The organism is Actinoplanes teichomyceticus ATCC 31121 (genome assembly GCF_003711105.1).
GTDB classification, from domain to species: Bacteria; Actinomycetota; Actinomycetes; order Mycobacteriales; family Micromonosporaceae; genus Actinoplanes; species Actinoplanes teichomyceticus.
On record NZ_CP023865.1, the window covers coordinates 602,680 to 614,517 of the forward strand.

The 11,838-nt window shown below is 73.8% G+C and carries 12 protein-coding genes and 1 pseudogene; 7 read left to right on the forward strand and 6 right to left on the reverse strand.

Annotated features, from left to right (window positions below; all coding sequences use genetic code 11):
* The first annotated feature begins 163 nt into the window (after positions 1 to 163).
* Genes ACTEI_RS02745 through ACTEI_RS02770 form a run of 6 tightly spaced genes read left to right on the forward strand, consistent with a single transcriptional unit; the run spans position 164 to position 6,682 of the window.
* Positions 164 to 736 carry a 4Fe-4S binding protein gene (locus tag ACTEI_RS02745; protein WP_372443232.1) on the forward strand — a complete coding sequence of 191 codons (573 nt, stop codon included), beginning with the start codon at positions 164 to 166 and terminating at the stop codon, positions 734 to 736.
* Positions 733 to 1,314, forward strand: coding sequence for an NADH-quinone oxidoreductase subunit J family protein (locus ACTEI_RS02750; protein WP_239082276.1), 582 nt, complete (start codon positions 733 to 735; stop codon positions 1,312 to 1,314). Before ACTEI_RS02745 ends, ACTEI_RS02750 begins: the two co-directional genes overlap by 4 nt.
* The gene (gene nuoK / locus ACTEI_RS02755) at positions 1,314 to 1,682 is read left to right on the forward strand and encodes an NADH-quinone oxidoreductase subunit NuoK (protein ID WP_122976195.1); all 369 of its coding nucleotides are present in this window, start codon (positions 1,314 to 1,316) and stop codon (positions 1,680 to 1,682) included. The genes ACTEI_RS02750 and nuoK overlap by 1 nt, the downstream gene beginning before the upstream one ends.
* The gene (locus ACTEI_RS02760; protein WP_122976196.1) at positions 1,679 to 3,613 is read left to right on the forward strand and encodes an NADH-quinone oxidoreductase subunit 5 family protein; all 1,935 of its coding nucleotides are present in this window, start codon (positions 1,679 to 1,681) and stop codon (positions 3,611 to 3,613) included. Before nuoK ends, ACTEI_RS02760 begins: the two co-directional genes overlap by 4 nt.
* Positions 3,613 to 5,175, forward strand: a complete 1,563-nt coding sequence (locus ACTEI_RS02765; RefSeq protein WP_122976197.1) for a complex I subunit 4 family protein — start codon at positions 3,613 to 3,615, stop codon at positions 5,173 to 5,175. Before ACTEI_RS02760 ends, ACTEI_RS02765 begins: the two co-directional genes overlap by 1 nt.
* Before the next feature lie 52 nt (positions 5,176 to 5,227).
* A complete protein-coding gene (locus ACTEI_RS02770; RefSeq protein WP_122976198.1) occupies positions 5,228 to 6,682 on the forward strand; it encodes an NADH-quinone oxidoreductase subunit N in 1,455 nt (484 codons plus the stop codon).
* An 84-nt stretch (positions 6,683 to 6,766) separates the two neighbouring features.
* On the opposite strand, the gene ACTEI_RS02775 is transcribed toward ACTEI_RS02770, so the two are convergent.
* From ACTEI_RS02775 to ACTEI_RS02795, 6 genes and pseudogenes are all read right to left on the reverse strand, one after another.
* Positions 6,767 to 7,069, reverse strand: coding sequence for a GNAT family N-acetyltransferase (locus ACTEI_RS02775; RefSeq protein ID WP_122976199.1), 303 nt, complete (start codon positions 7,067 to 7,069; stop codon positions 6,767 to 6,769).
* A 31-nt stretch (positions 7,070 to 7,100) separates the two neighbouring features.
* Positions 7,101 to 7,763, reverse strand: coding sequence for an MOSC domain-containing protein (locus tag ACTEI_RS37680; protein WP_187645928.1), 663 nt, complete (start codon positions 7,761 to 7,763; stop codon positions 7,101 to 7,103).
* A gap of 75 nt (positions 7,764 to 7,838) precedes the next feature.
* Positions 7,839 to 8,576: pseudogene (locus tag ACTEI_RS39125) on the reverse strand (GNAT family N-acetyltransferase); the annotation flags it as partial.
* A gap of 40 nt (positions 8,577 to 8,616) precedes the next feature.
* Positions 8,617 to 9,624 (reverse strand): LLM class flavin-dependent oxidoreductase, encoded by a 1,008-nt coding sequence (locus ACTEI_RS02785; protein ID WP_122981884.1) that lies wholly within the window; start codon positions 9,622 to 9,624, stop codon positions 8,617 to 8,619.
* Complete coding sequence (locus ACTEI_RS02790) at positions 9,621 to 10,187, reverse strand: TetR/AcrR family transcriptional regulator (protein WP_122976200.1); 567 nt, start codon at positions 10,185 to 10,187, stop codon at positions 9,621 to 9,623. Before ACTEI_RS02790 ends, ACTEI_RS02785 begins: the two co-directional genes overlap by 4 nt.
* 63 nt (positions 10,188 to 10,250) lie before the next feature.
* On the reverse strand, positions 10,251 to 10,694 hold the full coding sequence (locus tag ACTEI_RS02795) for a DUF4396 domain-containing protein (protein ID WP_122976201.1): 444 nt from the start codon (positions 10,692 to 10,694) through the stop codon (positions 10,251 to 10,253).
* 199 nt (positions 10,695 to 10,893) lie between these two features.
* Between ACTEI_RS02795 and htpX the strand changes: the two genes are divergently transcribed.
* The gene (htpX, locus tag ACTEI_RS02800) at positions 10,894 to 11,799 is read left to right on the forward strand and encodes a zinc metalloprotease HtpX (protein ID WP_122976202.1); all 906 of its coding nucleotides are present in this window, start codon (positions 10,894 to 10,896) and stop codon (positions 11,797 to 11,799) included.
* Positions 11,800 to 11,838: the final 39 nt, after the last annotated feature.

The window sequence follows — 11,838 nt, forward strand, 5'->3', positions numbered from 1 at the left end:
GAGGGGCGTCACACCCGCCGACGAACGTTACTCCGAGATACGGTGGGGTCGACCTCGCGTCACTCGTTCGGACCGGGCAGGATATGCCCTTGTGACTGATGACGGCGACCGCCCCACACCAGGCAAGGGCCTGATCAATGGCCTTGCCGTCACGCTGAAGACGATGACCAGGCGGACCACCACCCAGCAGTACCCGGACGTGCAGCCGGAGCTGCCGCCCCGCTCCCGCGGCGTGATCGCGCTGTCCGAGGAGAACTGCACGGTGTGCATGCTGTGCGCCCGCGAGTGCCCGGACTGGTGCATCTACATCGACTCGCACAAGGAGGAGGTGGTCGTTCCCGGCGCCGCGCGCGCCCGGCAGCGCAACGTGCTGGACCGGTTCGACATCGACTATGCCCTGTGCATGTACTGCGGGATCTGCGTCGAGGTGTGCCCGTTCGACGCGCTGCACTGGTCGCCGGAGTTCGAGTACGCCGAGACCGACGTGCTGTCGCTGCTGCACGACAAGGACCGGCTGGGCGAGTGGATGCGGACCGTCCCGCCGCCGCCGGCGCACGACGTGCTCGGCGAGCCGTCCAAGGAGGAGGCGACGGCGGCGCGCAAGGCGGCCGGTCCGGGCGCGGCCACCGCCGCCAAGACCGCTCGACCCGCTCCGGTACGACCTGGCCCGCCCCGCCCGTCCGATGCCGTACCGCCGCGGGAGCAACCGCCGGAGCGACCGGAGTCGGCCCGGTGACCGTCGCCGACGTCCTGCTGCTCGCTCTCGGCGCCGTCGCGGTCGGCGCCGGCGCGCTCGTGGTGACCAGCACCCATCTGGTCCGCTCCGGCCTGCACCTGGTGGTCAGCCTGGGCGCGATCGCCGGGCTCTACCTGGTCCTCGGCGCCGAGCTGGTGGCCTGGGTGCAGATCCTGGTCTACGTGGGCGCCGTGGTCGTGCTGCTGCTGTTCGCGGTGATGCTGACCCGCGCCCCGATCGGCCCGTCCCCCGGGCTGGACCGGCCGGCCGGCCCGTCCGCGCTGATCGGCGCCGGGGTGGGGCTGGGCCTGGCCGCGCTGTTCGCCGACGCGTTCCGCTGGATCGAGTACCCGCGGCGGGAGCCGGGCACCGCCGAGCGGGTCGGCACGGAGATCTTCGGGACCTGGGTGCTGCCCTTCGAGGTGCTCTCCATCCTGCTGCTGTCCGCCCTGGTCGGCGCGATCGTGCTGTCGCGCCCGGACATCGGCGCCCGCCCGGCCCCGCCGGCCGAGCCGCAGCAGCCGGACGAGCCCGGCGAGCCGGGCGACGAGGGACGGGAAGAGCAGGTGCCCGCCTGATGCATGTGACCATTGCGTACGTCGTCGGCGCCCTGCTCTTCGGCCTGGGCGTCTACGGCGTCGTGCGCCGCCGCAACGCGATCCTGGTGCTGATGGCCGTCGAGCTGATGCTGAACGCGGTCAACCTGATCCTGGTCACCGCGGACGTCTCGCTGCGCTCGGCGCTGTCCGGCGTGCCCGGGGAGGCCTGGGCCACGCCGAACTCGCAGGCCGGCTCGGGCGGGGTGTTCGCGCTCTTCGTGATCGTGCTGGCCGCCGCCGAGGTGGGCGTCGGCCTGGCCATCGTCCTGCAGTACTACCGGATGCGTAAGGCGGTCGCCATCGACGAGGTTCCCCTGGCCGCCGGCGAGGAACGGGTGGACGGGTGAGCATCGACGTCGCCGCGCCGCTGCTGCCGGTCGTACCCCTGCTCTTCGGTCTGCTCGGTCTCCTGCTGCCGCCGGGTGACGGCGGCGCCCCGCGGCGGCGGCTCGCCGCCGGTCTGGGCGTGACCGGCGCCGCCATCGCCGTTCTGCTCGCGTTGCGCCTGATCCTCGAACCGATGGAGCAGTCCACCGACGCGTTCGTCGAGCCGTACCGCGGCGGGTTCGACACCGGCCCGGTCGGCATCCCGTCGGTGCAGTTCAGCGTGCTGGTCGACGCCGCGGCCGGCTACGTGGCGCTGGCGGTCGCGGTGGTCGCGCTGCTCGTGCAGATCTACTCGATCACCTACCTGCACGACGACCCCCGCTACGCGCCCTACGCCGCGCAGATCAGCCTCTTCACCGGGGCGATGCTCCTGGTGGTCTGCACCAGCGACCTGATCGTGCTGCTGATCGGCTGGGAGGTGATGGGCGCCTGCTCCTACCTGCTGATCGGCCACGACCGGCGGCTCCCGGAGGCCCCGGCCGCCGCGGTGAAGGCCTTCCTGGTCACCCGGGTCGGTGACGTCGGCTTCCTGCTCGGCATCGCGCTGCTGATCGCCCAGGCGGACAGCACCCACCTGCCCACCGTCCTGGCGCACGACTATCCGGCCGGCACGCTGACCGCCGCGCTGCTGCTGCTCCTGGCCGGGGTGGCCGGCAAGAGCGCGCAGTTCCCGCTGCACACCTGGCTGCCGGACGCGATGGCCGGCCCCACCCCGATCTCCGCGCTGATCCACGCCGCCACGATGGTCGCCGCCGGGGTGTACCTGGTGTTCCGCACCTACCCGTTGTTCCGGCAGTCCCCGGCCGCGCTGGCCGTCCTCGCGGTGCTCGCGGCGATCACCATCCTGCTCGGCGCGCTGTCGGCGATGGCCCAGGACGACCTGAAACGGGTGCTGGCCTGGTCCACGGTCTCCCAGATCGGCTACATGACCGGCGCGCTGGCCGTCGGCTCCCCCGCCGCCGCCCTGTTCCACCTGCTCACCCACGCGGCGTTCAAGGCCCTGCTGTTCCTCGCCGCGGGCGCGGTGATCCACGCGGTCGGCACCAACCTGCTGTCCCGGATGGGTGGGCTGCGCGAGCACATGCCGGTCACCTTCTGGTCGTTCGTGATCGGGCTGGGCGCGCTGGCCGGGCTGCCCCCGCTGGCCGGGTTCTGGTCCAAGGAGAACGTGCTGACCGCGGCCGCGCACGCCACCGACGGCGGGGAACGGGTGCCGGCCTGGGCCGCCTGGGTGGTGTGGCTGGCCGCCCTGCTCGCCGTGGGCGTGACGGCGTGGTACGCGACGCGGCTGCTGCTGCGCGCCTTCTTCGGGCCGTCCCGGGCGCACGGGCCGGCCGGCCCGCACTGGGAGGTCGGCTTCGACGACGGGCGCTACCACACCCCGGCCGTCCCGCACGACCCGCCGGCCCTGATGCGCTGGCCGATCCTGCTGCTCGCCGTCCCGGCCGCGCTGCTCGGCCTGGCCGCTTTCGCCCCCGGCTTCCGGCACGCCCTGGAGCTGGACGATCCGCACCTGGGCGTCGCCATCCTGCTGCCCCTGCTGCTGCTGGCCACCGGCGCCGGCACCGCCTGGTGGCTGTGGTGGGCGGCGCCGAGCGTGGACCCGGCCGAGGCGCTGGGCCGGGCGCGCCCGCTGCTGGCCGCCGGCTTCCACCTGGACGCCGTGCAGGGCGCCCTGATCGTGCGCCCGGTGAAGGCGCTGGCCCGGCTGGCCACCGCCACCGACGAGCGGGTGGTGGACGCCGCCGTGGAGGGCGCCGGCGCCGGGACGCGCGGCCTCGGCGGGGCGTTCGACGAGGCGCACCGGGTGGCCCTGCCCGGCGCCGCGGTGCTGGTCGTCCTCGGCGCCCTCGTCCTCGGAGTCGTCGCGTGGCTGGGAGCGCTGACCTGATGTATCGCGAGTACCTTCCCGCCGCGCCCTGGTCGGCCGGCTCGGTCGTGCTGGTCGCCATGCTGCTGGTGCCAGCGCTGGGTGCGGCCCTGGTCGCGCTGCTCCCGGCCGCCCGGGACCGGCAGGCCCGGATCGTCGCCACCGGGTTCGCGGCGGTCACCTTCGGGCTCACCCTGCTGCCCGCGGCGCTGCGTACCGACGTGGACTTCGGCTGGTTCGCCTACGGCGAGCGCACCGCCGGCCCGCCCCTGATGCCCTGGGCCGCCCTGGACCTGCCCTGGGTGCCGGCGCTCGGGCTGCGCTTCCATCTCGGGGTGGACGGCGTCTCGTACCCGCTGGTGGTGCTCACCGGGCTGCTGACGCTGCTGTGCTGCGCGTACACGGTGCGCAAGGTGCCCCGGGGCGGCGGCTCCGGTCGTACGCTGGCGGTCCTGCTCCTGGTCCTGGAGGTCGGCATCCTGGGCACCTTCCTGGCCCTGGACCTGATCCTGTTCTTCGTCTTCTTCGAGGTCGTCCTCCTGCCGATGTACGCGGTGATCGCCGGCTGGGGCGGTCCGGAGCGGCGCGCGGCGGCCCGCAAGTTCGTGCTCTACACCCTGGCCGGCTCGGTCCTGCTGCTGCTCGGCGTGGTCCTGGTGGTGGCCGAGGCCGGCACCGGCGACCTGGTCGCGCTGACCGGCGCCCCCACCCTCACCCGGACCACCCAGTGCGTGGTGTTCGCCCTGCTCGCCGTCGCGTTCGCGGTCAAGGCCCCGCTCTGGCCGCTGCACACCTGGCTGCCCGACGCGCACACCGAGGCCCCCACGGTCGGCTCGGTGATCCTGGCCGGCGTGCTGCTCAAGATGGGCACCTACGGCCTGATCCGGGTCGGTGTCGGGGTGGCCCCGGAGGGCGCCGCGTGGGCCGCCCCGGCGCTGGGCGCGCTCGCCGTGGTCGCCATCCTCGCCGGATCGCTGATCTGCCTGCGCCAGCGCGAGCTGAAGCGGCTGATCGCGTACTCCAGCGTCGGGCACATGGGTTTCGTGCTGCTCGGCATTGCGACGCTGACGGTGACCGGCCTGCAGGCCGCGCTGGTCGGCAACGTGGCGCACGGCCTGATCACCGGGCTGCTGTTCTTCCTGGCCGGCACGATCAAGGACCGGGCCGGCACGGGATCGCTCGACCAGCTCAGCGGCCTGCGGGAGAGCGCGCCGCGGCTGGCCGGCCTGTTCGGTTTCGCCGCCGTCGCCTCGCTGGGCCTGCCCGGGCTCGCCGGGTTCTGGGGCGAGGCGTTCGCCGTGGTCGCCGCCGTACGCCGGGGCGGCCCGTGGTGGCTGACGCTGGCCGCCCTGGCGGCGCTGGGCGGCGCCCTCACCGCGGCCTACTTCCTGCGCCTGCTGCGCCGGCTCACGCACGGCCCGGCCACGCCGTCGGTGCACGCGCTGCGCCCGTCGATCGCCGCCGTCGAATGGTTCGCCTGGGCGCCGCTGGTCCTGCTCACCCTGGCCGTCGGCATCGTCCCGGCCCTGGTCCTCGCCGACACCGACCTTCCGCTCCTCAGCCTGCTCGGAGTCCAGCCGTGACCCAGCCGCCGTACCCCTCCGTCCCGCCGCCGGGCGCCGCCGGGGGGCAGCCGTGAGCCAGCCGGTCGACCACTTCGCGCTGCTGCCGCTCTACGCCGCGGCCGGCACCGCGATCCTCGCGTTCCTGATCGACCTGTTCGTCGCCCGGCGGGCCGCGGTGCCGGTCGTCACCGCGCTCGGCGCGCTCGCCACCGCCGTGCTCGCGCTGGTCGTCGGGCCGGAGCCGGGCACGTTCTGCACCACCGGCGCCTGCTCCTGGGTCCCGGCCTGGCCGGCCGCGGTCACCGCGGCGCTGTTCGCGGCCCTGACCGTGGGCGTGCTCGCCCTGTCCGCGCCGGCCCTGCGCCTCGGCATCGCGCCCGCCGGGGAGTTCTGCTTCCTGCTGGCCTGCTCGATGACCGGCGGCGTGGTGGTCGGTTACGCCGGCGACCTGATCACCCTGATCGTCGGCCTGGAGACCCTGACCCTGCCGCTGTACGTGCTGGTCGGCCTGCGCCGCTTCGCCGCCGACGAGCGGCCGCTCTCCACCGGCGCCTCCGCCTCGCTGACATTCTTCCTGATCAGCGTGGTGTCGACGGCCGTGACACTGCTCGGCGCGGCGCTGAACTACGCCGCCACCGGCGCCCTGCACCTGGCCCTGCTGACGCCGGGGTCCGGCCCGTTCCGGCCGCTGGCCGGTGTCGGCGTCGCCCTGCTGGTGATCGGGCTGGCCTTCAAGGTCGCCGCGGTCCCGCTGCACGCGTGGGCTCCGGCCACCTACGACGGCGCCCCGGTCCCGATCGCCGCGTACCTCTCCACCGCCTCGAAGCTCGGTGGTGTCCTCGCGCTGGCCGCCGTGGTCGCCCACCTGGACGCCCGGGTCGTGCTGGCCGTGCTGGCGGTCCTCACCATGACCGTCGGCAACCTGGTCGCGCTGCGCCAGACCCGGATGGTGCGCCTGCTGGCCTGGTCCTCGGTGGCCCAGGCCGGCTACATCCTGGCCGCCCTGGCCCTCGGCGCGCCCGGGGTCCCGGCCGCGCTGGCCTACGCGGTCTTCTTCGTGGTGCTGGAGTTCGTCGCGTTCGGGGTGGTCGTCGCGCTGCGCCTGCCCGGCGCGGACGGTGGCACGCTGCTCGACCACCGGGGCGCGGGCCGGCGCAGCCCGTGGCTGGGCGCCGCGCTGACCTTCGCCCTGGCCGGCCTGGCCGGTCTGCCGCCGGGCCTGGCCGGTCTCTTCGCCAAGGTGTCGGTGGTGAGCGCGCTGGTCGGGGCGCACTGGGCCTGGCTGGCCGGCGTGGTGGTGCTGAACGCGGTCATCGCCCTGGCGTACTACGTCCGGGTCGCCGCGTCGCTGTACACGCTGCCCCCGCGGATCGGGTTCAGCGTCGCCGACCCGGTCCTGCTGGACGCCGCGCTGCACCCGCGCCTGCCGGTGGCGCGCCCGGTCGCGGCCGCCCTGATCGTGGCGGTGGCGGTGGCGGTGGTGCTGGGCTTCGCTCCGCAACTGCTCTTCGACGCGCTGACCTGACCCGGGCGGCCCGGTCCGCGCGAGGTGGTCCGGGCGACGGCCGCCGTCACTTCACCCGGCGGGTGGTCCGGGCGACGGCCGCCGTCACTTCACCCGGCGGGTGGTCCGGGCGACCAGCGACTCGAACTCCGGGTGCTGGTCCAGCCAGCCGGCGACGAACGGGCACATCGGCACCACGGTCCGCGACCTGGCGCGGGCGTCCTCCATGGCGGCGCGGACCAGGGCCGAACCGGCGCCCTGGCCCTCGAAGGCCGGCTCCACCTCGGTGTGCGTGTACACGACGATCGGGCCGGTGATCTGATAGGTCAGCACCCCGGCGAGGGCGCCCGCCTCGTCCCGGGCCTCGAAACGGCCCTTCTCCGGCACGTCGGTCACCGCGAATGTCATCCGACCATCCAACCACGCCGCCACCGGCCGGTCAGCCGAGCCGCTCACGGATCTCGGCCAGCATGGACGGCGGCAGCTCGGGCGCCTCCAGCAGCCGGGGCAGGCGGGACACGTCGTGCAGGTAGATGTCGAAGCCCTCGGCCACGGTCAGGCCGTGTCCCGGCCGGTCGGTGACCGTGATCGTGTCACCGGGCACCAGCTGACCGGGGACGAGCACCCGCAGGTACGCCCCGGTCCGGTTGGCCTGCGCGAACCGTTTGACCCACCGCGGCTCGCCCATCCGGTTCTGGAACGTCACGCACGGGATCCGCCCGAACGTGACCTGCAGCGCCAGTCCCGACCCGAACTCCCATCTCTCCCCGATCACCGCGCCGACCAGGTCGAGTCCGGACGTCGTCAGGTTCTCGCCGAAGATGCCGGGTGGCAGGTCGCGTCCCAGCCGGGCGGACCACCAGGCGTAGTCCTCCGCGGCGTACGCGTAGACCGCCTGATCGTCGCCACCGTGGTGGTGGGTGTCCCCGATGTGGTCGCCGACGATCCCGCTGTGCAGCCCGGTCCGTTTCGGGCCGGGTGCGCGCACCGCCACCGGCTCGGTGACCGGCCGCTTGCGGATGCCGGTCGTCGCCGTGTCCTTGCCGAGGCTGGGCTCCGCCGCTCCCACGTTCACCGAGAGCGCCGACGGCGTGAACTCCATCACCGCGCGATCCTCCACCGGCCGGTATCCCAGCCGGTGGTAGAGCGCGTTGCTGGTCGGATTGGCCAGGTCGGTGTAGAGCACCACCTCGGTGGCGCCGTCGTCGAGCGCGGCCCGGGTGGCGGCCGCGGTCGCCGCGCCCGCGTAGCCGTGGCGGCGGTGCCCGGGCGGCGTCCAGACGTTCAGGATGCGGACCATCCCGGCCTGCGGGCGGGACCGGAACACCATCGAGACCGGCACGCCGCCGTCGGTCCACAGGGTGACGCCGGCGTGGGCGAGATGCTCGTCGACCACGTCCGCGAGGTGCGGCCGGGGCTCGCCGAGGTGGTCGTAGAACGCCCCGAGCCACTCGATCAGCAGGTCCCGGTCGGCCACGGTGGCCGGCCGCGCGGCGCCCGGTGGCGCCGGGTCCGGCGGAATCAGGCTGTCGAGGCGGTGCAGGCGGGTACGCATCCCCGGCCGGCCCGGCCGGCCGAGCAGGCCGACCAGCACGTCGAGGTCCCCGGTGCGCATGTTGACGCCGGTGAGGGGCCGGTCGGCGAGGGCCGCGACGGCCGCGGGAACGGCGTCCGCGGGCATCCCGCTGAACAGCACCGGGTACGGCGGGGTCTGCAGCAGCACCCCCGCCACGTCGCCGCCCGGCGTCGTCCACCAGCCGAAATACGGGTCGGCCGGGCCGTACGCATGTAAGCCGCGCGTCCGCAGGCTGTCGATCAGGGTGAGGAAGAGGGTGTGCCGGGCCGGTGCGGAGCGCAGGAAGTCCCCGGCGACCGAGGCGAACGTCTCCGGATCGGATGTGAGCTGCCAGACCATGACGCCATCCTCCGGGACGCGCCCGGATCGACAAACCTGTTTACAGGCCCCACGCCTTCGCGATCCGGGCCAGGGTGTCCTGCCGGGTCGCCGGGTCGTAGACCGTGCTGGCGAGGATCAGCTCGTCCGCGCCGGTCCGCTCGACGAGCGCGTCCAGCCCGGCGACCACCTCGTCGGCGGTGCCTGCGTACTGCGTGCCGGGCAGTGAGTCGAGCATCTGCCGGTCGAGCTCGGACAGCTGCCGCTCGGCCGCCGCCGCGGGCGGGATGATCGGCCCGAGCCGCCCGGTACGCAGGCTCAGCGCCATGATCCGGCTCGGCCCGGCCAGGTGCTGCGCCTCCTCGGTGGTCTCCGCCGCGATCACCGACGCGCTGACCATCACGTGCGGCCGGGCCAGGCTCGGCGACGGCTGGAAGCCCGAGCGGTACAGCCGTAGCGCGCTGTCCACGTCCGACGCGATCGCGAAGTGGTACGCGTAACAGAACGGCAGTCCCAGCGCCGCCGCGATCTGCGCCCCGTACGTCGACGAGCCGAGGATCCACACCTGCGGGTACGTCTCGGCGGCCGGCGTGGCCCGCAACCGCCCGGTCTTGCCGGCGGCCCGTTCGTCGCCGAGCAGCCCGAGCACCGTCTGCAGGTGCTCGGGGAACTGCTCGACGGTCAGGTAGGGGGACACGCCGCGCAGCGCCGCCGCGGTGGCCTGGTCGGTGCCCGGCGCGCGCCCGATGCCCAGGTCGATCCGCTCCGGGTAGAGCGCCTCCAGCAGCGCGAACTGCTCGGCCACCACGAACGGCATGTGGTTGGGCAGCATCACCCCGCCGGAGCCGACCCGGATCCGCCGGGTCTGCGCCGCGACCGCCCCGATCAGCACCGGCGGCGCGGTGGAGGCGACCGCCGGCATGTTGTGGTGCTCGGCGACCCAGAACCGGGCGTACCCCAGCTCGTCGGCCGTCCTCGCGGTCTCGATGGTGCCGCGCAGCGCGTCGGCGCTGCCGTGTCCCTCGCGCACGGTGGCCAGGTCCAGCACGGAAAGCGGTACACGGGTCATGAGGTCGTCCATTCCGGAGATTGCAGGAGGGTGAAGCCCTCGTCGATCAGGCGGTGCAGGCCGTCGATGCCGGTCTCGGCGTCCCAGCGCGCGGACACCGTGGCGAAGACCGAGCGGGCGGTGTTGATCAGAAGATCGAGGTGCAGGTCGGGCCGGCCGGCGTCGCGGCCGGCGGCCCACCGGCGTACCGCGTCCCAGAACCGGTCGCACACGTCGCGCGAGCAGACGGCCAGCTCCGGCGAGGCTCGCAGCACCCGCCGCTGCCGGATCATCCGGTCCGCGGTGGCCGCGGTGTAGCCGAGGATCAGCTGGTGCAGGGCGGTCCACAGCGGCTCGCCCGGTGGCCGGGCCGCGGTCAGCTCGGCCCACAGCCGCGGGTCGTCCGGGTCGGGGTCGAAGAGCACCGACTCCTTGCCGGCGAAGTAGTTGAAGTAGGTGCGGCGGGAGATCCCGGCGGCGGCCACGATGTCGTCCACCGAGACCGCGTCGTAGCCGCGCTCGGCCATCAGGCCGACGGCGGAGTCACGGATCAGGCGCCAGGTCTCCGGGCTGCGTTGTCGCACCCTGTCGACACTAGCTCGGCGTGCACTGAGTGCAAATTGCCTCGGCGAACGGAAGGCGGCATCTCAGTGGTGATGGTGGTGGTGTGCCACGGCGTGCCCCCGGCCTCGGGCGATCATCCAGCGGTTCACCGGCACGGTCAGCACGAACGCGATCGCCAGCGAGCCGGCCAGGCTGCCCCAGAACAGCCGGTCGCCCAGCCCGGCGTCCATCGCCCCGGGAACGAGCAGCATCCCGGCGTTGTCGATCAGCTCCATGGACGCGATCGAGACGGTGTCGGCCGCCAGCGCCACCCCGATGGCCTGGCGCAGCGGAACGCCGGCGGCCAGCACGGGACGGATGGTCAGCGCATACCCGAACAGGAAGGCGAGCGCGACGGAGAGCGCGATGCTGCCGGCGTCGGGCCAGCCCAGCGCGGTGCTGATGACCATGCCGAGCACCTCACCGATGGCGCAGCCGGTGAGGCAGTGCAGCGTGGCGGCGATGGCGGTGCGGGTCAGTGTCTGCATACCCGCAGCATACCCCCGGGGGGTATCTGTCGTCGATCCCTGTCCCGCCCCGGTGTCGCCCACCTCACGGCCCCGGACCGGCGGACGCCTCAGGAGCGGGCGATCGCGGACGATCGAGGAGCTTCAGCGAACTCACAGCGCCCGCTCGGATGAACGCGCCGGCAGAAGGCGTTCTCTTGAATGCGGGTTACGAGCCCGCATGCTGAAGGAGCCGAACGTGCACAGCCATCACAACGGACTCAAGACGGCCGCTCTCCTCGGCCTGCTCACCGGCCTCATCCTGGCCGTGGGTTACTGGCTCGGCGGCAGCACCGGCCTGGTCATCGCGGTGATCCTCTCGCTGGTCACCAACGCGGTCAGCTACTTCTACTCGGACAAGATCGCGCTGCGGGCGATGGGCGCGCAGCCGGTCGGCGAGGCCGAGTTCCCGGCGCTCCACCAGATCGTGCGCGAGCTCGCGCAGCAGGCCGGCCAGCCGATGCCGCGCCTGTACGTCGCCCCGTCGATGCAGCCGAACGCGTTCGCCACCGGGCGCAACCCGCAGCACGCCGCGGTCGCGGTCACCGTCGGGATCACCCGCATCCTGGACCGGCGTGAGCTGCGCGGGGTGATCGGGCACGAGCTCTCCCACGTCTACAACCGGGACATCCTGATCTCCAGCGTGGCGGGCGCGCTGGCCGGGATCATCACGATGCTCGCCCAGCTGGCGATCTTCCTGCCGTTCGGCGGGTCGGACGACGAGGACGCGCCGAACCCGGCGGCCCTGCTGCTGATGCTGATCCTCGGGCCGCTGGCCGCGTCGATCATCCAGCTGGCGATCAGCCGCAACCGCGAGTTCCAGGCGGACGCCTCCGGCGCCACGCTGACCGGGGACCCGCTCGCGCTGGCCAGCGCCCTGGAGAAAATCCATTACGGTACGCAGCGGGTCCCGCTTCCGGCCGACGGGCGGGTCGCCAGCACGGCGCACCTGATGATCGCCAACCCGTTCCGCGGCGGCGGCGTCACGGCGCTGTTCTCCACCCACCCGCCGATGGGCGAGCGGATCAGGCGGCTGCACGAGCAGGCCGCCCTGACCAGCGGGGCGTCCCGGCCGTACCGTCGCTGACCCGCCGGACGATCGGCGGCGCGCCGACCCGCCGCAACC

Bases quoted from the DNA above. Each gene is read 5' to 3' on its own strand.
- ACTEI_RS02745 (WP_372443232.1), top strand. From the start codon at position 164: ATGACCAGGCGGACCACCACCCAGCAGTACCCGGACGTGCAGCCGGAG.
- nuoK (WP_122976195.1), top strand. From the start codon at position 1,314: ATGCATGTGACCATTGCGTACGTCGTCGGCGCCCTGCTCTTCGGCCTG.
- ACTEI_RS02765 (WP_122976197.1), top strand. From the start codon at position 3,613: ATGTATCGCGAGTACCTTCCCGCCGCGCCCTGGTCGGCCGGCTCGGTC.
- ACTEI_RS02775 (WP_122976199.1), bottom strand. From the start codon at position 7,069: ATGACATTCGCGGTGACCGACGTGCCGGAGAAGGGCCGTTTCGAGGCC.
- ACTEI_RS37680 (WP_187645928.1), bottom strand. From the start codon at position 7,763: ATGGAGTTCACGCCGTCGGCGCTCTCGGTGAACGTGGGAGCGGCGGAG.
- ACTEI_RS02785 (WP_122981884.1), bottom strand. From the start codon at position 9,624: ATGACCCGTGTACCGCTTTCCGTGCTGGACCTGGCCACCGTGCGCGAG.
- ACTEI_RS02795 (WP_122976201.1), bottom strand. From the start codon at position 10,694: ATGCAGACACTGACCCGCACCGCCATCGCCGCCACGCTGCACTGCCTC.
- htpX (WP_122976202.1), top strand. From the start codon at position 10,894: ATGCTGAAGGAGCCGAACGTGCACAGCCATCACAACGGACTCAAGACG.